Source organism: Rhodococcus sp. HM1 (assembly GCF_023218075.1).
In the GTDB taxonomy this organism is placed as follows: domain Bacteria; phylum Actinomycetota; class Actinomycetes; order Mycobacteriales; family Mycobacteriaceae; genus Rhodococcus.
Genome location: NZ_JALPTB010000092.1, coordinates 1 through 21,611, shown reverse-complemented (window position 1 = coordinate 21,611; position 21,611 = coordinate 1). Strand labels below are relative to the sequence as shown.

22 protein-coding genes, 1 pseudogene and 1 other annotated feature are annotated in these 21,611 nt (G+C 67.6%); of the genes and pseudogenes, 10 read left to right on the top strand and 13 right to left on the bottom strand.

Annotated features, from left to right (window positions below; all coding sequences use genetic code 11):
* The 3 genes from M1M07_RS29235 to M1M07_RS32925 form a co-directional block, all read right to left on the bottom strand.
* Positions 1–904, bottom strand: a 904-nt coding sequence (locus tag M1M07_RS29235) for a phosphatidylserine/phosphatidylglycerophosphate/cardiolipin synthase family protein (RefSeq protein WP_248676406.1), incomplete at its 3' end; no start/stop codon positions are given.
* A gap of 1,065 nt (positions 905–1,969) precedes the next feature.
* Positions 1,970–2,149 carry a hypothetical protein gene (locus M1M07_RS29230; RefSeq protein ID WP_248676405.1) on the bottom strand — a complete coding sequence of 60 codons (180 nt, stop codon included), beginning with the start codon at positions 2,147–2,149 and terminating at the stop codon, positions 1,970–1,972.
* Positions 2,150–2,265: 116 nt separating this feature from the next.
* The gene (locus M1M07_RS32925) at positions 2,266–2,400 is read right to left on the bottom strand and encodes a hypothetical protein (RefSeq protein WP_282582437.1); all 135 of its coding nucleotides are present in this window, start codon (positions 2,398–2,400) and stop codon (positions 2,266–2,268) included.
* Between the two features lie 582 nt (positions 2,401–2,982).
* Between M1M07_RS32925 and istA the strand changes: the two genes are divergently transcribed.
* The 4 genes from istA to M1M07_RS29210 all read left to right on the top strand — a co-directional run bounded on the left by istA (position 2,983) and on the right by M1M07_RS29210 (position 6,483).
* Complete coding sequence (gene istA, locus M1M07_RS29225; protein WP_248676404.1) at positions 2,983–4,482, top strand: IS21 family transposase; 1,500 nt, start codon at positions 2,983–2,985, stop codon at positions 4,480–4,482.
* Positions 4,479–5,267: an IS21-like element helper ATPase IstB gene (istB, locus tag M1M07_RS29220; protein WP_248676403.1), complete on the top strand. Its 789-nt coding sequence runs from the start codon at positions 4,479–4,481 to the stop codon at positions 5,265–5,267. The genes istA and istB overlap by 4 nt, the downstream gene beginning before the upstream one ends.
* Positions 5,268–5,771: 504 nt before the next feature.
* Positions 5,772–5,990, top strand: a complete 219-nt coding sequence (locus tag M1M07_RS29215; protein WP_248676402.1) for a helix-turn-helix domain-containing protein — start codon at positions 5,772–5,774, stop codon at positions 5,988–5,990.
* Positions 5,920–6,483 (top strand): DDE-type integrase/transposase/recombinase, encoded by a 564-nt coding sequence (locus M1M07_RS29210; RefSeq protein WP_308200880.1) that lies wholly within the window; start codon positions 5,920–5,922, stop codon positions 6,481–6,483. The genes M1M07_RS29215 and M1M07_RS29210 overlap by 71 nt, the downstream gene beginning before the upstream one ends.
* On the opposite strand, the gene M1M07_RS33270 is transcribed toward M1M07_RS29210, so the two are convergent.
* Both M1M07_RS33270 and M1M07_RS29205 read right to left on the bottom strand, forming a co-directional pair.
* Positions 6,372–6,659, bottom strand: coding sequence for an IS3 family transposase (locus M1M07_RS33270; RefSeq protein WP_368862575.1), 288 nt, complete (start codon positions 6,657–6,659; stop codon positions 6,372–6,374). The genes M1M07_RS29210 and M1M07_RS33270 overlap by 112 nt on opposite strands.
* Positions 6,573–6,701, bottom strand: a sequence feature (AL1L pseudoknot). It overlaps the preceding gene by 87 nt.
* Complete coding sequence (locus tag M1M07_RS29205) at positions 6,662–6,979, bottom strand: transposase (protein ID WP_248676401.1); 318 nt, start codon at positions 6,977–6,979, stop codon at positions 6,662–6,664. Its footprint overlaps the feature before it by 40 nt.
* A 166-nt stretch (positions 6,980–7,145) precedes the next feature.
* Between M1M07_RS29205 and M1M07_RS29200 the strand changes: the two genes are divergently transcribed.
* Complete coding sequence (locus M1M07_RS29200; protein WP_248676400.1) at positions 7,146–9,128, top strand: cutinase family protein; 1,983 nt, start codon at positions 7,146–7,148, stop codon at positions 9,126–9,128.
* Positions 9,129–9,733: 605 nt separating this feature from the next.
* Here the strand turns inward: M1M07_RS29200 and M1M07_RS29195 are convergent.
* Positions 9,734–10,633: an alpha/beta fold hydrolase gene (locus M1M07_RS29195; protein WP_248676399.1), complete on the bottom strand. Its 900-nt coding sequence runs from the start codon at positions 10,631–10,633 to the stop codon at positions 9,734–9,736.
* A 548-nt stretch (positions 10,634–11,181) separates the two neighbouring features.
* Between M1M07_RS29195 and M1M07_RS29190 the strand changes: the two genes are divergently transcribed.
* From M1M07_RS29190 to M1M07_RS33265, 3 genes and pseudogenes are all read left to right on the top strand, one after another.
* Complete coding sequence (locus tag M1M07_RS29190; protein WP_248676398.1) at positions 11,182–11,889, top strand: hypothetical protein; 708 nt, start codon at positions 11,182–11,184, stop codon at positions 11,887–11,889.
* Positions 11,864–12,337, top strand: a complete 474-nt coding sequence (locus M1M07_RS29185; protein ID WP_248676397.1) for a winged helix-turn-helix domain-containing protein — start codon at positions 11,864–11,866, stop codon at positions 12,335–12,337. The genes M1M07_RS29190 and M1M07_RS29185 overlap by 26 nt, the downstream gene beginning before the upstream one ends.
* Positions 12,338–12,820: pseudogene (locus M1M07_RS33265) on the top strand (zeta toxin protein); the annotation flags it as partial. It abuts the gene before it with no gap.
* Between the two features lie 66 nt (positions 12,821–12,886).
* Here the strand turns inward: M1M07_RS33265 and M1M07_RS29180 are convergent.
* From M1M07_RS29180 to M1M07_RS29150, 7 genes are all read right to left on the bottom strand, one after another.
* On the bottom strand, positions 12,887–14,047 hold the full coding sequence (locus tag M1M07_RS29180; protein ID WP_248676396.1) for a PhzF family phenazine biosynthesis isomerase: 1,161 nt from the start codon (positions 14,045–14,047) through the stop codon (positions 12,887–12,889).
* A gap of 40 nt (positions 14,048–14,087) precedes the next feature.
* A complete protein-coding gene (locus M1M07_RS29175; RefSeq protein WP_248676395.1) occupies positions 14,088–14,723 on the bottom strand; it encodes a LysE family translocator in 636 nt (211 codons plus the stop codon).
* 31 nt (positions 14,724–14,754) lie between these two features.
* Positions 14,755–15,453 (bottom strand): SDR family oxidoreductase, encoded by a 699-nt coding sequence (locus tag M1M07_RS29170; RefSeq protein ID WP_308200878.1) that lies wholly within the window; start codon positions 15,451–15,453, stop codon positions 14,755–14,757.
* A 42-nt stretch (positions 15,454–15,495) separates the two neighbouring features.
* Positions 15,496–16,155 carry a maleylpyruvate isomerase N-terminal domain-containing protein gene (locus tag M1M07_RS29165; protein WP_248676393.1) on the bottom strand — a complete coding sequence of 220 codons (660 nt, stop codon included), beginning with the start codon at positions 16,153–16,155 and terminating at the stop codon, positions 15,496–15,498.
* A 739-nt stretch (positions 16,156–16,894) separates the two neighbouring features.
* A complete protein-coding gene (locus M1M07_RS29160) occupies positions 16,895–17,662 on the bottom strand; it encodes an enoyl-CoA hydratase-related protein (protein WP_248676392.1) in 768 nt (255 codons plus the stop codon).
* Positions 17,663–17,709: 47 nt separating this feature from the next.
* Complete coding sequence (locus tag M1M07_RS29155; RefSeq protein ID WP_248676391.1) at positions 17,710–18,381, bottom strand: enoyl-CoA hydratase/isomerase family protein; 672 nt, start codon at positions 18,379–18,381, stop codon at positions 17,710–17,712.
* A gap of 17 nt (positions 18,382–18,398) precedes the next feature.
* The gene (locus M1M07_RS29150) at positions 18,399–19,262 is read right to left on the bottom strand and encodes a hypothetical protein (RefSeq protein ID WP_248676390.1); all 864 of its coding nucleotides are present in this window, start codon (positions 19,260–19,262) and stop codon (positions 18,399–18,401) included.
* A 79-nt stretch (positions 19,263–19,341) separates the two neighbouring features.
* Here M1M07_RS29150 and M1M07_RS29145 point away from each other — a divergent pair, with 79 nt between their 5' ends.
* Positions 19,342–20,742: an aminotransferase class I/II-fold pyridoxal phosphate-dependent enzyme gene (locus M1M07_RS29145; RefSeq protein WP_248676389.1), complete on the top strand. Its 1,401-nt coding sequence runs from the start codon at positions 19,342–19,344 to the stop codon at positions 20,740–20,742.
* A 334-nt stretch (positions 20,743–21,076) separates the two neighbouring features.
* Positions 21,077–21,601 carry a hypothetical protein gene (locus M1M07_RS29140; protein WP_248676388.1) on the top strand — a complete coding sequence of 175 codons (525 nt, stop codon included), beginning with the start codon at positions 21,077–21,079 and terminating at the stop codon, positions 21,599–21,601.
* Positions 21,602–21,611 lie beyond the last annotated feature (10 nt).

Here is a 21,611-nt window from a genome sequence, read left to right as displayed (position 1 = left end):
GGTCGAGGTGGAGGCGGGGGTTGGGGTGCCCGGCGTCGGCGAGGGCGCGGATGGCGTCCGGTATCGGTAGCGGCTGGAAATCGGTCCGGGTACGCAGCAGGTAGGCGACCGCGTGGCGGGTGTGGGGGATGGAGATCGGGTCGCTGGCGACGACCGCGGGTGGATGCATCCAGGCGGTGTCGGCGGTGACCTGCAGCAGCACATCGCCGCGTTCGAGGCGGTTGCGCCGGCCGGTGTCGGGTGTGTCCAGCCGCAGCCACTGCGTCTGATATTTCGCGCTCGGCCCGCCAGTGCCACGGGGGTAGGGGTGCGCCGTTTCCAACACCTGTTGTTCGTCGGCGGTGGGGGTGTACTCGGTGATGCGGCGGACGAACATCCGGCGGACCGGCGTGGGGAGGAAGTCGTGGTCGCTGCGGGTGCGGCTGCCGATGCCGGCAAGGGGCACGGCGCGTCCGATCGACCAGATCGCGGTGGCGTTGTCGAGGAACGCCTGGTCGACGTCGGTGGTGTCGTCGAGGGTATCGATGAAGGTGTGTGCGGCCGCGATGGCGGCGGGATCGTCTGTGACGATGGCGGTTTCGTCGGCGATGCTGGAGCTGTGGGAGGCGCTGGAGGGGCCCACGATCGCGTATCGGGGAGTGACGATGAGGCCGGTATGCAGATTCGGTGTCGAGAGCACATGAACACCGGCGTCGACGAAGTGCCGGAGGGCGGTGGGGGAGGTGGCATGCGCGCGGACTGCGGCTCGGGCGGCGTTGACGATCAGCAGGTCCCCGGCACGCAGCGGCAGCAACTCGAGTGCGGTGGCGTCGAGGTAGGCGATCGCGACACGGCGAGGTCCTGGGCCGCGGAGGGCTGCGGTGATGTGCGGCCACGGGTGTGGTGCGTGCAGGGTCGTACCCATGGTCGGCACGGTAGCGGGTGCGAAGCGAAGATTGGTAGCATCACCATCACCGCCGAGGTGCCCGCCGGAGCCAGGTGCACGTTCGTTCCACGGACGAACCCACCGCGCCCTCGGGGCAACCGCCTCGTTCTCGGGGTGTCGGTGAGGGCATGCGGTCCCGTGGCTCGTGAGACCCCGGTCGGAGCCACAGCGAGGAGGGTTGTGTCGTGTTCAGGATCTATCCCACTGGTCGATGCTGGGTGCGCGTTTCCTGTTGGCGGCGCGGCAGTTCGGCGCGGTAGTTCGGAGCACCTCGTAGTTGGTGCGTAAGTACATATCGGGCAAGACCAACGGGCTGCGCAAGGATACGAGGTCCGAACTCAAAGCCGCCAAGTCGACCGACGTCACCTGCCCGGCCGGGGCCTCGCACCGGACGGGACACCGACGGTCGCGACGATCCGCGTCACCGGCCAGGTGCACGTCCGCAACGGCGGCGAGGTTGAATGCGAATGCCGCACCTGCACATTGGATTTCGGGACTATTGATGTCCCGTTCAGGGCCGAGGGGTCGCGAAGAGCTCGCCGCAGCCCTGGCCGACGGCAATCAAGCGCGCGTGGTGGCGAATCTCGAGCGCCACGCCACCCTCGACCACCGGAGAACAATGGATTCGACATCTACGGCGACCAGTTCGGCTTCCCCTTCGCCACCATCGACAAGCTCGACGTCACCCGGCACTGAACAATGGATGAGGCTTGCCCTGTACCCGGCCGCCCGGATCGCCGAGCTTCGCGGGTCCATCGGACCGCGGCGACCGGAAAGATGGCGTCCGCGTGGTCACCTATCCCATACATCGCCGGTGACGGCGGCGACGTTGACAGCGATTGTGGGCTGACCGGCACCGCACTTCTGATGGAGAACGGCATGAACTGTCGCGCTCGACGCGCCTTGTCGTGTGCTTCATTCATCGGGTAGGGGGGTCTTCGGAACAAAGCATCTAGCGAAGGGAGGGGTCGCTCGGCGACTCGCGGCAGCGTGGTTTACCGCGGTAAACCAGCATGCCGGCGATCCCGGCAGATAACTTGGTCGTCAATGGGCATCGGAGCGCCTATCTCCCGGGATGGCCACCGATCCCGCCTCGGGTTGCTGAGCCGGTGTCCTGTCCACCTCGGTTGTCTTGCCGTGGACGCGGGTGACCTCGATGAACGCGCCACCGAGGGTGGAGCTGACCGGGTAGCCAGTCGTCCACGTCAGGCCCACCGACGACATGCGTCGGCGGTGCCGGTGATGGTGCGCCGGTGATGCGACGACGGGAGTGTCGATGTGTCGGGCCGGCAGGGGTTCGTTCGGGGGTGGCGCGAGTCCTCGTTGCCGGCCGGGCGGTGTCAGTGGCGGATGGGGTTGCCGGCCTCGTCCCAGTCGGGCAGGTCCGGTATCCGGATGGCCAGGACGGTGTCGGCGAGGATCAGGACGACGGCGATTGTGCGAGCAACCGGCCGGAGGACGAACGAGGTGATCATCGGAGGGGTTTCTTTCTGGGGTCGGGGTGGGGCGTTGCCGGTGTGTCGGGCATGTGTGCCTCACAGTGAGTGGAGCGATTCGGGTTCTTCGAGGATCATGTGCACGCGGGAGTTCGGGAACGGCCGACCGGCGGGGTGGGGTACCCGTTTCGGACCCTGGTCCGTACCGGCCGGTTTCCTTACTCCGGGAAAGTAGGTATGCCCTCGGGTATTGCGGCCGTCGCTGCGCCGCGGCGGAGGCGGCATCGTGTGATGTGCCACACCGGCTCTACGGAGGTTCACACGATGTACTACCCACACCGATCGCCGGTGCCCCGAGCTGACGGGCCTCACCCGGCGATGCACCCTTCGAACTCGAATCCGGAATGCCTCGAACCCGGAATGTTTCGACAACGCGATGCGCACCGTCCTGGGTGTCCATGGCCATGAGAAAGTCCCCACTGGTGGCCGAGTAACGGTCCCCACCGGTGGCCAGGTGAAAGTCCCCGCCTCGTGTTCGTCGTGATTCCCACCGGAACGCCAGGCCTGAGCGGTGAAGGTGAAGGTGCCACCCAGTCACCTGTCACCGCCCAGGGAGTTCCATTGAAGTCTGCGAAGGACCGCATGGACATCATTTCCGCCTACCGCGAGGTCGGCACCTACCGCGGCGCCGCCGAGATGTGCGGCACCACCCACAAAACCGTCCGCCGGGTCATCGAACGATTCGAGGCCGGCGACACCCCACCCTCACGACAACCCCGCCCCCGCAACTACGACACCGTCACCGAGATCGTCGCAGAACGCATCGCCTCGTCCCGCGGCAGAATCTCCGCCAAACGCCTGCTCCCCATCGCCGCGGCCGCCGGATACACCGGCTCGGACCGCAACTTCCGCCGCCTCGTCGCCGACGAGAAAACCAAGTGGCGCAAAAACAATCACCGCGGTCGCCGGCCCGCCGTGTGGACACCGGGCGAATACCTGGTCATCGACTGGGCCACCCTCGGTGCCGGCCTGCACCTGTTCTGCGCGGTGCTGGCGTATTCACGGTGGCGGTTCGTCGCGTTCGCCACCGACGAACGCGCCGGCACCACCTTGACGCTGATCGCCGAGGCCCTCGCCGCGATCGGCGGGGTGCCCGCCAAGGTCCTGGCCGACCGGATGGCCTGCCTCAAGGGCGGAGTCGTGGCGAACGTGGTGGTCCCGACCCCGGATTATGTGCGGATGGCCACCCACTACGGGTTCCGCCCCGACTTCTGCCACGCCGCCGACCCCGAATCGAAGGGCATCGTCGAACACCTCGTCGGCTACGCCCAACGCGACCTGGTCGTTCCGCTGCTCACCGACGCCGACCTGTCCGGCCGGCCGGTGGACCTGGCCACCGCGAACGCAGCCGCCCAGGCCTGGTGCATCGAGGTCAACACCCGGGTGCACACCGAGATCGACGCGGTCCCCGCCCAGCGTCTGCGCGAGGAACAGGCCGTGCTCGGACCGCTGCCGTCTTTGCGACTGCAGATCGGGCCGCCGCCGGTGACCCGCAAGGTCGACAGGCTCTCCTGCATCCGCTTCGGCTCAGCTCGTTATTCGGTGCCGACCCGACTGATCGGGGCCACCGTCACCGTCGCCGCCGGCGAGGGGCGACTGCTGATCGCCGACCCGGCCACCGGTCAGGTCGCCGCCGAGCACGCGCTCACCGCCCCGGGTACCGCGTCGATCCTCGACGAGCACTACCCGACCCCACGACAGGCTCCCAGTCGCGGTCCGCGACCGAAAACCGAAGTCGAGAAACGATTCTGCGCACTCGGTCCGGTCGCCGAACAGTTCCTCGTCGGCGCCGCCGCGGCCGCCAACACCCGCCTGCCCGCCGAACTCGCGGTGCTGCTGGACCTGCAGGCCGCGCACGGCACCGACGCCCTGCTCGCCGCGTTGACCCGGGCGGTGGCGTTCCGGCGGTTCCGCGCCGACGACGTCCGCTCGATCCTCGATGCCGGGGCCGGGGTTCCCCAACCCCGCCCCGGCGGTGATGCGCTGGTGCTGGACCTGCCGACCGCGCCGACCCGCTCCCTCGACGCCTACGCCGTCACCCGAGAGGAGACCGCGCGATGAGCAGTTCGAGCACCGCCGTTCCGCCGGCGGCCGCGGCACTGCCGGCCGACCTCGACGCCGGTCTGCGCCGGCTCAAACTCGCCACCGTCCGGCGCACCGCCGCCGAGGTCCTGCAAACCGCCAAAACCCAACGTTGGACCCCGGAGGAGGTGCTGCGCACCCTGATCGAAGCGGAGTTGGCCGCCCGCGACGCCTCCAACATCGCCGCCCGACTCAAAGCGGCGGCGTTCCCCGTCGCCAAGACCCTCGACAGCTTCATCGTCGCCGAATCCTCCATCCCACAAACCACATTCGACTATCTGATCGGTTTGGAATGGGTTCGTGCCCATGCCAATCTGGCGCTGGTGGGCCCACCGGGGACCGGAAAATCCCACACCCTGATCGGGTTGGGCATCGCGGCGGTGCACGCCGGGCACAGGGTCCGCTATTTCACCGCCGCCGACCTCGTCGAAACCCTCTACCGCGGCCTGGCCGACAACACCGTCGGCAAGACCATCGACACGCTGCTGCGGGCGGATCTGATCATCGTCGACGAGGTCGGGTTCGCGCCGCTCGACGACACCGGCACCCAATTGCTGTTCCGGCTCGTCGCCGGCGCCTACGAACGCCGTTCGCTGGCGGTCGCCTCGCACTGGCCGTTCGAACAGTGGGGCCGGTTCCTGCCCGAGCACACCACCGCCGCCAGCATCCTCGACCGGCTCTTGCACCACGCCACCGTCGTACTCACCGACGGCGAGTCCTACCGGATGCGCCAAGCCCGACACGAACGAGGTGAACGCCCCTGACCCCAACCCCCGAAACACCCACGAGGCGGGGACTTTCACCTGGCCAAGAGCGGGGACATCACGATGGCCGTTGACAGCTGACAGGCATCTCGCTGAACACGTCCTCGTGTGGGATCCGTATGGTTGGCCGCCGGCTGACCGAACCTTCGTCGAGTTCGGCATGACACCCCAGCGTCTTTTTGAGCGCTGTCTGCAGATCGTGATTGCCGAACGCTGCAACCGAGATCTCAGCCCACAGGAAGCTGCTCTCGTGGGTCGCCTGGCACGAGCTCTCGCACGCCATCGTCCAACGAAGTCCAGAAGCACTCGAAAGGGTGCGGTGTCGGCCGCCACGGCCGGTCAATCGGCTTCCTGACCGTCCACTGTTGACGACGGTTGAAAACCAGGCCAGAAACGACGGTTGAAATCTAGGCCACCCAACCACGATCGGATGTGTAAGGCCCGGACACATAGCTGACAGGTCGTGCGCGGGACATCCCTGACACCCTTCCGAGGGTGCGAGCGATGACCGTGAACGAACGATGGCTGGAGATCCTGCTGACCCCACTGCGCGACGGCATCACCGTCGCCGAAACCTGCCGCCGCTGCGGCGTCGGCGTCACCGCGCTGCAGCCTCGGTCGCGCCGTCCGCACAGTTCACCGAACCAGACCGATCCGGAGGTCGAGGCACGGATCGTGGAGATGCGCACCCACAACCCGAGATGGGGCGCCACGGCCTGGTGACACCACGGACACAGAGGACCCGCGGACGTGGCGCCAGTTCGAGCGTTACGCACCGAACGATCTGTGGCAGATCGACGGCACCCAGGTCACGCTCGCCGACGGCTCGAAGGCCTGGATCGTCGACATCCTCGACGACCACGCCCGCTACGCCATCGGCGCAACCGCAGCCCGCAGATTCACCGCCCACGCGGCACGGCGGGCGATGGAAACCGCGATCGACGAGCACGGCGCACCACGACAGCTGATCGGCGACAACGGTCGGCAGTTCAAGTCCGGCAAGGGTCACAAGCCCGTGTACTTCCAAGAGCGGCTCGCCGCCCTGGGAATAGCCCAGTTGTCTTCGCGGCCAAGGCATCCGCAGACCTGCGGCAAGCTCGAGCACTACCACCGCACCTTCAATCGTTCCACGGTGCACCGGGCCACCGACATCCCCTTCCGTTTCAGGCTGGCGTGCACCTTGCGGACCCCGTACACCCCGAGATTGTCGGCATGAACCCGCCGGATCTCGGACAGAACCTGACGGTCACGCACCGCACGGGCCGATTCGGTTCGCTGTGGGCTCAGATGGGCTCGGACCGTGGACGGAGCGATCTGGGCGGCTGTCTCGCGCAACGCCGCGCAGATCGGATCGACCCCGTGTTCGTCGCGGTGAGCGGCGACGAACTCCACGATCAGCGCTGTGGGCGGTCGATCTCCGCCGCAAAGAAAGCCGAGGCCTGCTTGAGGATCGTGTTCGCCCGCCGCAGCTCGCGGTTCTCCCGTTCCAACTGCGCGATCCGTTCGGCATCACTGGTCGTGGTTCCCAGGCGCACACCGCCGTCCACCTCGGCCTGCTTGACCCAAGTCCGTAGCGCCTCGGGGTGCACACCGAGCTGATCGGCGATCCGCTTGAGCGCACCCGGCCGTGTCGCCGGATCCTGGCGGGCCTCGACCGCCATCCTCGTTGCTCGTTCCTTCAGCTCAACGCTGTACTTCCGTGGTGCTGCCATGCTCTCCATCCTTCACAGGTTCGAGAGCCTCCGACAGACCCGGGGCGATTCAACCCCTCGTCGAGCCCGCAAAAGAGTCTGCGCACTTGGGGGGCACCCACTTGGGGAAAGACGCCGATGTAGGTGAACGTGTGCCCACGTGTTCCTTCCGGTTATCGAGGTGCCCATGCCCAGACGTTCGAGATCCCGCCGCACGGTCGCACTGATCGCCACCGCGACCGTCGCCGGCAGCGGCGTCACGCTCACCGCTCCCGCGATCGCCAACGCCACCCCAGCCAGCTGTGCAGCAACGTTCAACCTGTTCATCCCGGGCACGTGGGAGACCAGCGAGAACGCCGACCCCGTCCAGCCGGTAGGAATGCTCAAACCCGTTGCAGACGCACTGAAGAGCGAGCACGGCAGCCGGGCAGAGGTGTACACGCTGCCGTACATGGCGCGAGCGTTCGACAACGGGCACACCTACGCCGACAGCAAAGCCGACGCCGTCTCCAAAGCCAAGCAGGTGCTGACGAACATCGCGAACTCCTGCCCGAACACGAAGTTCACGATCGTCGGCTATTCGCAGGGCGCCGACGCCGCGGGCGACATCGCGTCCGACATCGGCAACGGCAACGGCCCCGTCGACCCCGACCGGGTGCTCGCTGTCGGTCTCCTCGCCGATCCCGCTGCCGGAACCACAGGATCGGCGACCGTCGGACCCCGTACCTCGGGACACGGCATCGCCGGTCCCCGCCCGCACGGGATGGGCGCACTTTCCGGCCGCGTCGCCTCGATCTGCGACCCGGGCGACCTGTACTGCTCGATCGAGAAGGGATCGAGCCCGCTCCTCGGCTCCCTCGGCTCGATCCTGAGCAAGACCCCCAGCACCAGCGACACCACCACAGCCGACGGCAACAGCCAGCTCGCCGCCGCACTGACCTCGGACTTCTCCGACGCCGACCTGCCCGCCCTCGGATCGAATACGACAGCCCTCGGCCAACTGCTCGCCGCACCCACCGTCGATATCCGACAGGTCGCCGCGACCGCGACATCGATCGCGAAAACCGTTGCGGCACTGACAGACCTGATCGACTCCGGCGCCGCCAACCCGGCCGCGAACAGTCGGCTCGCAGCCGCACCGATCGGCTCCGCCGAACGCAACGCCTCCGACGTCCTCACCCGGGCAGCACAATCCGACCTCGACCAAGCGCTCCGCACCGCCACCGACCTCGCCGAAGCCGCCATCGCACTGACCGGTGGTGACCCGCTGCACCTATCATCGACCGCTCCGGAGATGCAGACCCTCGCGGCGACCGCACACACCCTCAACACGCAGATCGCGCCGCTCGCCTCAACCCCCATCGATGCACTCACCTCGGCCACCGGCGTGCTGTCGGTGCTCAAGCCGACGGTGGTGGTCAACCAAATCCTGGGCGTCGTCACCGGGGTGACCTCACTCGACATCCCGGGCATCCTCACCAACCTGACCCTGCTGCCGCAGAAGGTCGCCGCGCTCGACGCCCACGGCGCGCACCAGATCGCCGGCGAGCTGAACAATCAGTTCGCCCCGCTGGTGAAGATGGCCGCCGCCGTCGACCTGAACTGGGTCTCGCAGGTGCTGGCGATCATCCCCGACCCCTCCGGCGCCACCCGGATCGCGGCACTCGTCGCATCGATCCTGGCGCACGTCGACGTCATCCGCCTGGCCAACCTCGTCGGTCAGATCCAGGAGATCGCCTGGTCGGCCGTCGAGAAACTGCTGCCCCCACCAGGGCAGCTCCCAGATCCGCTTGGCGCCGGCGCAGCCATGACCGGCCTCGTCCCGATCGGCCTGGACCTCGCATCCGTGGCGACGAACATGCTCACCGGCACAGCCGGCAAGACCCCACCCGAACTGCTGGGCGAGCAAGCAAACACGGTGTCTACCAGCATCACTGCCCACGCCCAGAACGTGGATCTGCCGCAACTGTCGAACTCGCTGATCGAACTCTCCCAATCACAGGGCGCCGAGGATCTCGTCGCCCTGGTCGGTGAAGGACTGGGCGCCGTGAGCTTCTTCGCCTCCGGTGCCCACACGAACTACAACGCCCTCGTCGTCGACAACGCCGGCCGCAACGCCCTCGAGTGGCTCTCGGACTGGCTCACCCTCCAGATCGGACATGCCCTATGAGCCCCCGGGCCCACAACCCCGCCGCGCGCTGGACCTGGTGCACCGCATGCCAACACCGCGGCTACCACACCCGAAGCGACGCGAAAACGGTCCGCAAACGCCACCCCGGAGAGAAGGGCATGGCCGTGTACCCCTGCCCTCATACCCCGGGCCTGTTCCACCTCGGCCACCGCCCCGACGCACTCAGTAGGGGAACGATCGACCGGGATCGCCTGCGGGTGCAGACCATGCAGGACGCCGGCATTAGACGACCAGGACACATCCGCTCGCAATGACCACAGGCGACGCCGCTTTCCCTACGGCGCGTCCAGCGTGCACCATCACTGAGCCACGGCACGTCAGCAGGAAGCGCGTGAGGAATACACCGCCGTTGATGCGTCACCCCAGGAGAGTGTGGGCATCGCCGCGGAACCCCACCGATCCGATCTTCCCGTGCAACGCTGCACCATCGGCCACCGTGAACGACTTCGACATCCAACTCTGTCCCTGCAGCCACTACCTCGCGATTTGCCGGAAGTACCACTCGACCAAAGTAACTCGTGCTGTCCCGGCCTCGACTCGACCGGTCGAGGCCGTGCCCGGCTACGCGCGAGCGCTTCGATGAATCAAGGACGCAGAGCGATGACCTCGTCGTCGAGAAATCCCCTCAGCCCGACGCTGAAGACATCGTTGTCGTCACCGGCGACCATATGGCCGGCCCCGGACACATCGACCAATTTCGCGGTGGGGATCAGCTCCAGCAACTCCTGGGCACCTGCCTCGCTGACCACATTCGATTGCTTGCCACGAACGAGCATCGTGGGAACGGTGACCGCGGCGGCGGCATCCCGAGCGCGTTCGTAGCGCACGATCGAGTCCGCTTGCCTGGTAGGTTCGTCGCCCTGGCGAAGGAACCCCGGGTCCCAATGCCAGAACCAGCGACCATCACGCAGACGCAGGTTCTTGCGCAGCCCGTCCGGGTTGGGCTTGCGGACCCGGTTCGGGGTATACGCCGCGATCGCCGCCGCAGCGTCGTCGAGGCTCGCGAAGCCGTCGAGGCCACTGCGCATGAAGGCCATGATTTCCGCCGTACCGCTGGTTTCGACCCTCGGTGCGATATCGACCAGGACGAGACCGCGAGCGAGATCCGGGTTCTCCCCTTGCCCGATCAACGATGTCATCCCGCCCATCGAGGCCCCGACGAGTACCGGCTTCTCCCCCAACTCGGCGACGATCGAGGTCAGGTCGGCGACCAACGCATCGATACCGTAATCCCCGTCCGGCGCCCACTGGCTCTCTCCATGCCCGCGTGCGTCCACCGCGACGGCGGACCACCCGCCCATCGCGAGGTTGCGCCCGGTGTTCCGCCAGGAATGTCGGGTTTGCCCACCGCCGTGCAGGAGCAGGACCACGCCTTTCCTGTCGACACCGGATCCGCCGACCCCCTGCGACGGTGGATCCCACCGGTCGGCGGCCAGTGCGACCCCGGCGCCACGGAATTCGGTCTGTGTGACCCTGGGATTCATCAAATTCCTCACCAAACATTATCGAGTCGAGCATTCTCCACCATGGTGCACCATAGGGTGAACAATGGTTCACCCCGCACTCGGTACACAGGTCCCTTCCGGTCGTTTGCCCAACGAAGGCCCGGACTGCAGAAGTCGCCGTGCTCGGAGCGCCTGTCGCTCCGGCCTGCCTGGTGGATGGGCAGCGGCGGCGGCATCGTCGAAGGCCGCACGCCGTCGGATTTGTTCCGGCGGCGCATTGCTATGTTCCATGCCTGCACACACCCGGCCTGTTCCACCTCGGCCACCGTCCCCATGTGCTGAGCAACGGAGATATCGGCAGGACTCGTCTGCGGTCACAGGCCATACAGGACGCCGCCGGTAGATGACCAGGACACATCCGCTCGCAGTGAACACACGCGACGCCGCAGCGGAGCGGTACAGGGGCAACTCCCACGAGGACACTTCCCTTGAGGTTTCCCGGATTCCTTTGGCAGCCTGTTGTTTCAGCTTCTTCTCATCGGTGTCGGTGGCGGAAGCAATCACAGACCACAGCGGACACGCCGCCGGTGACGGTTCCCGGGCACAACGCCTGCGCCCTGCTCGACGTCGATGTCCTGACCGCCAGCGGATTCAGTGACCGAACCGCGCAGTCCCCCGGCGCCCCTGAATCGACCACGCACGGCGATGTCCTCGCCACCTACGCGTGCGGCAACTCCGACAGCAGCGTCATCGTCGGGATCGACCTGCACAACAGCCCGGAGTCGGCCCGCCAGGCCGCCGACTACAACACCAGCGACGACCAGAGGTTCCTGATCGACAGCGGCACCCGGGTTCCCTTCGACACCACCCGAGGCGGCGCGACGATCATCAACACCGAACCCGGCGTCTCCCGCATGAATTGGTCCAACGGCCCCTACACGGTCCTGCTCGAGGTCATGTCGGACCCTGGCGTCCCCGGCCTGCCCGCCACGCATCCTCACGAGATCATCGACACCATAGTCACCACAATTGTCGAGCGCGCCGACGCACGCCTTACCAGCAGCAGCTGGTGCGCCCGGCAAACACCTGATCACTGCCCCTCGGCGTTGAAGACCTGCTCCCACGGCGCGGGGGTCGAGCGTGGCGGGAGTGCGGTAGACCGGCCGCTGGTTGGCCAGCTCGGCTTCGCCCAGAGACGTTGGAGGGACCAGGAAAGAAACCGTCCTGCTACCCTGAAGACGATTCATCTTGAATCAAGGAGGTGGGTAAATGAGCACCATGGACATCACCCGTGATCGGGCAGCTGCTGAGCTGGACGAGGTCGCCGCCCGATTGCGCCTGGACAACCGTGCGCTGCTGCGGGTCGTGGCGCGCGCTCACAAGGCCGGGATGCGGCAACGTGCGATCGAGAAGCATCTCGACGTCTCCCAGGCCACCGTGTACCGATTGCTGCGTCAGACCGCCGAGAACCCCAAGATGCTCGAGCCCACCCCGGCCGAGATCATCGATCAGCGCACCGCCGGGCAGATCAGCACCGAGCAGATGATGAAGGAGCTGCTGAACTGGAACTTCACCTTCGGCACCGTCCCGAAAGTCGGTGGTGTCGCCACCGACGCGTACGAACCCGGCAGCTGGGACGAGGTCGAGCGCGCCTTCTACCGCGGCCAGCTCACCGAAGACGAACTCGCCCGGCTGATGGACAAGAACAAAGACAAGCTCGAACAGTCGGCGCGTTCTGCGTGAGTGATTTCCCCTCGTCGCGCGAGGCGGTCGGTCGCCGCGCAACTCGCCGACCTGTCCGCACCCGACGCACCACTGAACACCGACTCACCACGCAACACCACCCGGCTGTATGCCGTCTCGGTCCGCCGACGGGTGTTCCGCAAGACCGTCATCGACCGGTACCTCGACTCGACACCCATGCCACCACGGGAGGGTCGCTCGGCGCTGATCACCGCCGGACCGCCCGGGGCGGGCAAGTCCACCCTGCTCAGCCGGCAGATCGCGGATCTGCAGGACTATCGACGTCTCGACGCCGACGAGGTCAAAGACCATCTGATCCGCCAGGCCGTCACCGACGGAATCTACGGAGACCTGCTCGAGCGGCCCCTCGCGGACGGCCACCCGATCGCGCCACGCGAGCTCGCCGCGTTGGTCCATCACGAGTCGACCGCGCTGATCGATCAGATTCGCCGAATCTGCACCGACCGGCAAGAGAACGTACTCATCGAAGGCACGAGGCGTGGGCGACCTACACCCGGAGGCTGGCAGCGAGCGTGTGAGCCTCGCCGATCAGGCGCGGGTGCCCTCCGCCGGACCGGACACCACCAGCGTCGCAAGGTCCTCGGTGACGTCGACGAACCGGTGTGGCAGACCCGCCGGGACGAACAGCACCGCTCCGGTGGGCGCCGGGATCGAGCCGGTGGGTGTCCACAGGGTCGCGCTGCCCGCGGTGACGACGTAGATCTCGTCTTCCCGGTGGGGTTGTTGCCCGTCGGCGGCGCCGGCCGGGATCGAGTACGTGCCCACACTCAGATCGGCGCGCCGCAGGTGTTCGACGTAGTGGGTGCTGGGGCCGGCGTCGAACCGGCCGGCGTGCTCGAGTCGCCGGGCCGGTTCGACGCGCACCGCGCGCCCCGACACGGTGATGCCGTCCTCGGGTGTGCCGATCTCCACCCCGATCTCGCTGGGGCGCCCCATGTCGGTGCCCTGGTGCACGACGAGCCGGTCCCCCGGGTGCGCCATCCCGAGATGACGGAGGTACCCGCCGAGGGCGGCCGCGGCCGATCCGGTGGCGGGATCCTCGACGACGCCGCCGACCGGGAATGGGTTGCGGCTGTGGATCTCCCGCGGTGAGGCGTACCAGAACAACTGGGCGGTCATCGCTCCCAGTCCGGTCAGCACGGCGCGGAGCGCGTCGAAGTCGTAGTCGAGGCGGGCCAGTCGGTCGCGGGTTGCGACGGCAAGCACCAGGTGACGCGACCCCGCGTCGGACACGACCGCGGGGAACCGTGGATCGACGTCCTCCGGGGCCCACCGCAACGCGGTCAGCGCGTCCGCGACGACGTCGTCGGACAGGGCGGTGATCGTCGGGGGCACCGAGGTGAACGAGGCGTGCAGGCCGTCGGTGCGATGGTCGATCCGCACCGGCACCCGGCCCGCCGCGGTGAGCATGACCATCTCGTCGTCGCCGTGGTGTTCGGCCAGGGCGATCGCGGTGGCGATCGTGGCGTGCCCGCAGAACGGCACTTCGACTTCGGGGGAGAAGTATCGGATGCGGTAGGTGTGCGGTGCGTCGCCGTCGGTGACGAAGGCGGTTTCCGATGCGCCGACCTCGCGTGCCACCGTGAGCATTTCGCGGTCGGACAGTTCCCGGGCGTCGAGCACCACCCCGGCCGGATTGCCGCCTCCGGCGCTCACGGCGAACGCCTCGTACAGCTCCACTCGCGCCATCCGTGTCCTCTCTCCATTCTCGTAGTCTCGTCGGTCCGGTTCAGCCGCGGACGAACGGATCGAACACCAGGATCGCGAGGCCGAAACCGCACATGACACCGCTCATGATGATGGCGATCCACCGCGCCGGCCTCGGACCGAGCCTGCCGATCTCCGCGGCGAACAGCGCCACCGTCAACAACCATGCTGCCGCGAACGCCACGAGGAACAGGCAGTGTCCCACCAGGGTCCGGTAGTCGACATCCGGGCCGGCGAAGGCCGGGATGACGGTGACAAACACCACCAGGGTCTTGGGGTTGGTGGTATCGATGAGGAATCCGCGGCGGAATCGCCGTGTCGGTGCCAGTACCCCACGTCGGGACTCAGCGCTGTCCCAAATCTCGTCCTCGCCACTGTCGGGGACCCGGACAGCACTGCGTAGAGAGGTGAGTCCGATGAAGATCAGATAGATCCCGCCGATGATGCGCAGTGCGGCGAGGGCCGCCGGTGCGGCGACGAGTAGCGCAGCGAGACCGGCGCAGGCGGCGACCGTGAAGACGAGCATCCCGGTCAGGGCGCCCAACGCGGTGGCGACTGCGTCGGCGCGGGACCGCAGTGCCGCAGCGGCAACCGCCAGGCTGTCCGGCCCGGGCGTCATCACCATGAAGGCCACCGCGGCGACGAAAGCAGCAGCCATCACGCACCTTCCCGATCTTCGGGATCACCGTTCACAGTCCACCGGCCACGCGATTGTGGTGGCGGTGAGATACGAAGTCTTCACCGGCCGCGAACCCAGCCGCGGCGGCGATCTCGCTGGTGGCAGCGACACCAACGTGGGGTATGCGGTCCGCAACCCGTCGAGGCCGTCCCGGATCTCCTGCAGCAGCGTGAATTTCCGTGTCGGTGCTGCCGGGTGCCATGCCGACGACACGAATGTCCCGGTGCCAGTTCGTGTCCCCGGCCGCGGGTGATCGTCTCCACCGCAGCACTTGGATGCGGCGTATCCCCCGTACTCGCCGGGCACCCCCGGTGACTGCGGCGATGCTGCTGCCGGTGATCACCACACCGGGTAGTACGCGGTCGCGCGCCGGTAGCGAACCGCAGCCGCGGTCATCACCCACAACCCCGAAGACGTTGACATCGACGATGTCCCGGACCTGCGCTGCGGTCTCGGTGAGGACATCACCGAGCGGGCCGGTGATCCCGGCGTTGTTCACCAGCACCGTCACCTCCCCCGGGCTCTGCGCCGCCGTATCGACGCCTGTTTCTGCAGCGTCGGTGTCGGCGACGTCGATCTGGATGGCACGGACCCGGGGACCGCATTCGGCGACCAGGCGAATGGCAGCGTCGGTGTCTCGGGGGTAGGCGAAACCCACCTCGTGGCCCGCTCGGGCGCTGTGGCCCGGACGATCGCGGCACCACTCCACCGGCTACCGCCGGTGACGAGGAAGTGCCCGCTCATCGCCGGTTCACAACACACTGAAGCCGCTGGCCAGAGCGGAGCGTCCTGTCATTGCGAGCAGAACGGTCTCACCGTGTCCCCGGAGTACGGCCAATTCGGTTGCCACCGACAGCGCCTCCCGCAGTGCCCCGGCCGGGACGGATGCCGGGTGGCCGGTGGCCCGGGCCAGGTCGAGGCCGTGCACCACCAGTTCGAAGGTGCGGGTCGGCAGGTAGTGCGACAACAGCATGCCACCCACCACAGTGGTGACGAGCCGGTCGTCGGTCTGTGCCAGGGCCTGCAGGGCTCGGTCCCGCATTTCCGCCAGGGTTGCTGCGGGGTGGTCACCGAGTTCGGCGCCGGCCTGCTCACCACGCACTCGGACCGCCTCGGCGTCGACCTGCTCGGCGGCCAGGAGGTAGTAGTCGGCGGTGGACGGCACGCTCTGCTCGGCGGCGGGTCGGGCGAGATAGTCGACGACGGTGCTCAGCGCGCGGCCGATGTGGCCGACCAGCGAGCGCACCGTCCACTCCCCCAACGCCGGGTCGTCCCACTTCTCCGGAGGGACGGTGGCCGTCAACGCGACGACGTGGTCGGCGGCCACCCGGAAGCCGTCGAGCACTACCGGTCCGCATGGTTCGCCCGCAGGAACATGCTCAGTGACGAGCTCACCTTCCTTGATGGTCATGACGCCATGAAACCGTCTCGGCACCCGGCTCGACAGTGCCATTTCGCGAGGAATAGCTAGGTCCCTCGCGAAGTGGACCAGTGCCCGGACCGATCGAGCATCCGGTTGTAACCGATTGTCTCCAAATGCCTTCCAGCGTTCCATTCAAGCGAGGTTTCCTACGTCGTCCATCGGCAGGTCCCCGAGGTCATGAACCGGGCACACCACCGAATAGGAACGCCGCACGGTGCGATCACGACGCACCAGCATCCCGGTCGACGTCGATTCCCACCTCGTTCCGGCCGTGCTGGACAGGGAGATGAACGGCGCCGAAATGGCGCGCTAACTCGGCGTTTCCGAGATTTCGGTGACCAAAGCGGAAATACCAGCACCTCGACACCGGCGGCCGACGCTTCGACGAGCAACCCTCCGAGACCGCGGCCGACGGAACACGCTCGAGGAACGACAACTCCGCAGCGAGAACGACTCCAGCCGGCGTCGCCCAGATAGAACAGGTCGGGGCTCGCCTCGGTGAGAGCCCTGTGGGCGGGGTCCACCCTTCCCACGGTGCCTCACGGCACCACCATTCAGATGTCACCTATCCGCACATCAGTCCCAATCTCGGTGCAAATGAAAGGGGACACACGATTCGGGACGGTGCCCTCGAGTAGATGCCGAATCCGAACACGGCGACCACACACCGGTCGACGAGGTACCACTCGAAGACCAACGCGGTCGGTCGACGATCGGATCGCGCTCGTCACCGTGCTCGGGAGAGAAATCTGTCGAGCCCTCTCCGCACACCTACGGTGGGAACGGTGGTCGCGAACCATGCGGCCTCGACGGCAAGTCCCTCGTCGATGGACAGGTTGATACCGCGAGTGACCGCCGCAAGACAGGCATGCACCGCCGTCGACGCGTGTCGTTCGACACGTACCGCCAACTCCGACGCGGCGGCGAGCAACTCCGCCGCCGGAACAACACGGTTGACCAAGCCCATGTCGTGCGCACGGTAGGCATCGACGGCATCGCCCGTGAGGATCATCTCCAGGGCACGTTTGCGGCCGATATGACGCGGCAGTCGTTGCGATCCCCCGAAAGGCGGCGGAAAGCCCAACGAGATCTCGGGTTTGGCGAAGGTTGCGTGGTCGACAGCGACCGCGAGGTGCGCGGCTTCCACGACTTCGCATCCGCCGCCGTAGGCAAGGCCGTTGACCGCGGCGATGATCGGTTTCGGGAACTGCTCGATGCGCCGGGTCAGCCCTTGTCCACGGGTCACGATGTCCTGCAATGCAGGCACCGTGCCGGCGTCGATGCTCTGCGCCAAGCACATGATGTCGGCGCCGGCACTGAAGGCCCGATCCCCCGCTCCCATGAGGACGATCGAGCGGATCGACTCGTCGATGATGGCCTCGTCCAGCCACACCGACAACTCGTCGATGGTGGTGTAATCGAGTGCATTGAGTTTGTCCGGCCGGTCGATCGTGACCACCGCTGTCGAATCTAATTGGTGCACTTGGATACTCATCAGTGTTCTTTCTCGTGGAGGTCGTGACACACGGGTCGGCGCACAGATCACAGGGACAGGGTGTGGCAGGCCAGGCTGTAACGCTGGGTCTCCTGGAACTTGCGGCGCATCCGATGCAGGACGTGCCACGGCGTGCGCGCGATGTCGTAGGCGAGCTCGCGAGCCCGATCGAGAACCGGGCGGTCGCGGACGACCTCGGTCAGCAACCCGAGGGCGAGGGCTTCCTCGGCGGCGACGGTCCTACCGGTCAGGACGAGTTCCCGTGCGCGGGTGGAGCCCACGCATTCGGCCAGCGGACCGTAGACGACGGGGAACCCGCGGCGCTCGGGATGGGAGAACGTCGTGCGGTCGGTGCCGAGCCGGATGTCGGCGAGCACCGCCAGATCCGCTCCCCCCGCCACGGCCGGTCCGTCGAGCGCGGCGATCACCGGCACCGGGTGCGCCGCGACGGCGACATTCATCCGATCGGAGGAGGCCCACAGACTGTCCTCGTCGATACGGTCGAATTCGGTGAGGTCGAAGCCAGCGCAGAAGACGTCTCCGCGGCCGGTCAGGATCACCACACGGGCATCGGCGGCCAGGGCCTCGAAGGCGTGGGCGAGCTCGAGTCGCATCGCGTGCGACAGGGCGTTCTTCTTCTGCGGACGGTTCAGCGTCACGACGGCCACACCGTGCTCGTCGACCGCCGTGGTGTCCACCTCGACAAGAGGATTGCTCATCGCTTGCTCCTTCGTGGTCAGGGGCGGGGCACCCCGATGGGATTGGGCAGAGGGACGGCCCCGGTGTCGAACAGACGCCGGCTGATCGGGGCGGCGACAGCGATGATCTCCTCGATCCCCGTCTGGCCGAGAGCCGTCACCGGGTCGGCGGCCAGGAAGTCGGTGCGGTCCTCGATGCTGCGCCGCAGCGCTCCCCCGCTCTTGGTCAGCCGACCGCCGACATCGATCAGGCCGCGGGCCCGCAAGCGACGCTCCGAGCTCTCCCATTCCTCGTCGCTCCAGCCGCGGTTGGGTTGCATGATCTCGCGGGTGACCGTACCGGTCGCCGCGTGTGCGACGACCGCGTCGATACCGCGCAGACCGGCGTGCACACAGGCGATGACGTGCCCGTCCCCGCGGTGTTCACGCAAGACGGTGGCAGCCAGCCACAATTGGGCGACGACATCGTCGGGGCGAGGAACCCTCGACCACCCCGCCGCCAACGGACGTCCCGCGAAATGACAACCGTCCACGGCTATTTCGAGAAGGGAAGCCAGTGCCTCGACGTCCCGTCGAGGCACCTCCCGCAGATGGTCGGCAAGGACGAGACGCGCGGTGGCAAGCCGAGCGTCCAACACCCTCTCGGGATCGGCGCACGCCCAGGCTTCGGGTAGCGCCCGGGCGACACGTCGCCCCGGGAAGCTGAAGAACATCGACTCGACGGGGGCGGCGGTCATCGCACCGAGCGGGGCGGCGCGGCCGGCGAAATAGCCCATCCAGTAGCCGCTCATACCGAGGTCCAGGGAGATCCGGCGGTGGTGCGGGGAGAAGTAGGGCGCCGCATGCAGCGGTTCGATCGCTTCCCACAGGCGCCGGGCCAGGGTCGCTGCCAGTTCTGCCATCCTCGTCCCTCCGGTCGTTGGTCGTGCAGTGATCAGCATCGTGGTTGCGACACCGCGCGCACAGTGCCATTTTTGTCGAGTGGACCAGGACACTGCGTGGTGGACGACCGTCGTCTTCGCCGCGGACGATCACACCGACCTCCCCCGCTACCAGTGGATCGTCGCCGCGATCGAACAAGCAATCGACGCCCGAACCGTCACCTACGGTCAGCGCCTGCCCGCCGAACGCACCCTCGCCGCCGCACTGTGCGTCAGCCGCGGAACGGTGGTCCGCGCGTTCGAAGAACTCACCGAACGCGGTGTGGTCGAACGCATCCACGGATCGGGCACCTTCGTCCGCCCCCGCCCCGGCACCCCACGCCCGATCATCCGGCACATCGATTCGTCGACAGAGGACATCGGCGACGTCATCGACCTGTCCGAGCCAGCCCCGGTCGGTGCGTCGCATCTGCCGGTCATCGACTGGGGTTTCGATCCGACGCTCTGCAATGCAGGTGTTCCTGCCCGGGGCCTTCCGATCCTCAGGCACGCGCTGGCAGCACATCTCACGCGCCTAGGTCTGCCGACCGAGGAGGATCAGATCCTCGTGACCACCGGCATGGCGGAAGCACTCGATCTCGTTCTCCGCGCGACCTCGGCCGCGAAACGACCAGCCGTGGTCGGGGCGCCGCTGTGGCCGGCGCTGCGGTCGGTCGTCGCCGAACACACTGCAACGACGCTGTGTCTGTATCCGGACGCCGGAGGTATCGACCCGGCCGCCGTGCGGCGCGCGCTGCGCCGCACCCGCGCCGCGATCGTCCTCGTCGACGTGGTCGAGTCCGGGCCGAGCGGGCGGGGTACGGCATCATCGCGGTTGCCGCGCATCGCCGCGGCGATCGAGGACCACACCGCCCTCGCCATCGAGGATCTGTCCTTCCTTCCTCTCGCCGCCACCCGCGATCCGCAGGCGCGGCCGCTGGCGGCACTGTCGGCGCGGATCACCGCGATCGGGGACCTGGATCGGGTGTTCTGGTCCGGATGCGGCATCGGCTGGGTCCGGACACCGGCACCGGACGCTTCGCTGAGCACCGCGTCGCCGCGCATCCCGGCCCCGGCGGTGAGCGCGCAGGTGCACGCCGCGCGACTGCTCGACGCGGCGAGCCCCCAGTGGTTCGCCGACCGCTACGCCCATCTCGCCCAGCAGACGGCGCATCTGCGCGCCGCGTTGGCGGAACTGGTACCCAGTTGGACGGTGGAGCCAGCGACCACCGGAGACGGGCTGTGGATCCGGCTACCGGTGGTCGACGCGTCGACCTTCGCGCATGTCGCGGCGCGGGGCGGGGTCCGGGTGGCTGTCGGGCGGGACTGTGTCACCGACGGTGGTCTGCGGGAGTACATCCGGCTCTCGGCCGCCGCGGACACCACCGTCCTGGACACGGCGGTGGATCGGCTCGTCGAGGCGTGGGCGACCTACACCCGGCGGCTGGCGGCAAGCGTGTGAGCCTTATGGAACCGGGGCGCAACACTGGCCCGGTTCGTCGAGGCCGGTGTGCGGGTGCTGTCGACGCCGAATCTCCCCAGCGGTACCACCGCCTCCGTCCTGCCCATACGAGCAGTGTCCCGTCGACAGCTTCGACCCGAGACGACACGCACCGGGGCGCCTCTGCTTGAGATTCAGTCGGCAAACACCGCCCACTCAGCCATCGTCGAACAGCACGGTCGCTACCAGGAGATATGGAGAGCAACGTTCGAGCGGATCCCGCCCCTCGTTGACATGGTTGACGATTCTGAGGACACTTGAGTTGACACAGTTGACTCCTCGGGGAGGATCCGGCATGAACACCCTGGCCGAACAGGAACGCAAGCTCATGGACCTTCTCACCCGCCGCGTCCACAAGACGTTCGCCGACGCCCGCGCAGCCGGCATCCCCGCCGACGTCTTCGACGACGTCGAATCGATCGCCGACTCGATGGCCGCGGCACTGCCCACCAGCGGTGCCTACGACCAACTCGTGGGCCCCTTCTACGACACCGCCGGCCTGACACGGTGGTGGGGCGTGAGCCGCCAAGCAGTCAACAAAGCCGTCGCCGCCGACACCGTGATCGCCTGCCGGCTCGCCGACGGCCAATGGGTCTATCCCACCTGGCAATTCACAACCTCCGGAACGGTACATCCGCACCTGATCACGCTGTGGAAGACCCTGCGCGCCGCCGCCGACCCCTGGACCTGCGCGGTATGGCTGCGCAGCCCGCAACCCGCACTCGGCGACCGCAGCGCCGCCGAGTGGATCACCGACGGCCACCCCCTCGACACGGCCCTGGCGCTGGCCGATGCCGACGTGCAGCGGTGGGCCGCGTGAGCCGCGACGC

Coding starts and splice junctions, on each gene's coding strand:
- M1M07_RS29160 (WP_248676392.1), bottom strand. CDS start 17,662: ATGAGTATCCAAGTGCACCAATTAGATTCGACAGCGGTGGTCACGATC.
- M1M07_RS29185 (WP_248676397.1), top strand. CDS start 11,864: ATGAGCACCATGGACATCACCCGTGATCGGGCAGCTGCTGAGCTGGAC.
- M1M07_RS29150 (WP_248676390.1), bottom strand. CDS start 19,262: ATGGCAGAACTGGCAGCGACCCTGGCCCGGCGCCTGTGGGAAGCGATC.
- M1M07_RS29215 (WP_248676402.1), top strand. CDS start 5,772: ATGACCGTGAACGAACGATGGCTGGAGATCCTGCTGACCCCACTGCGC.
- M1M07_RS29175 (WP_248676395.1), bottom strand. CDS start 14,723: ATGGCTGCTGCTTTCGTCGCCGCGGTGGCCTTCATGGTGATGACGCCC.
- M1M07_RS29230 (WP_248676405.1), bottom strand. CDS start 2,149: ATGTCGTCGGTGGGCCTGACGTGGACGACTGGCTACCCGGTCAGCTCC.
- M1M07_RS32925 (WP_282582437.1), bottom strand. CDS start 2,400: ATGATCACCTCGTTCGTCCTCCGGCCGGTTGCTCGCACAATCGCCGTC.
- M1M07_RS29165 (WP_248676393.1), bottom strand. CDS start 16,155: ATGACCATCAAGGAAGGTGAGCTCGTCACTGAGCATGTTCCTGCGGGC.
- M1M07_RS29200 (WP_248676400.1), top strand. CDS start 7,146: ATGCCCAGACGTTCGAGATCCCGCCGCACGGTCGCACTGATCGCCACC.
- M1M07_RS29195 (WP_248676399.1), bottom strand. CDS start 10,633: ATGAATCCCAGGGTCACACAGACCGAATTCCGTGGCGCCGGGGTCGCA.
- istB (WP_248676403.1), top strand. CDS start 4,479: ATGAGCAGTTCGAGCACCGCCGTTCCGCCGGCGGCCGCGGCACTGCCG.
- M1M07_RS29205 (WP_248676401.1), bottom strand. CDS start 6,979: ATGGCAGCACCACGGAAGTACAGCGTTGAGCTGAAGGAACGAGCAACG.
- M1M07_RS29155 (WP_248676391.1), bottom strand. CDS start 18,381: ATGAGCAATCCTCTTGTCGAGGTGGACACCACGGCGGTCGACGAGCAC.
- M1M07_RS29140 (WP_248676388.1), top strand. CDS start 21,077: ATGAACACCCTGGCCGAACAGGAACGCAAGCTCATGGACCTTCTCACC.
- M1M07_RS29180 (WP_248676396.1), bottom strand. CDS start 14,047: ATGGCGCGAGTGGAGCTGTACGAGGCGTTCGCCGTGAGCGCCGGAGGC.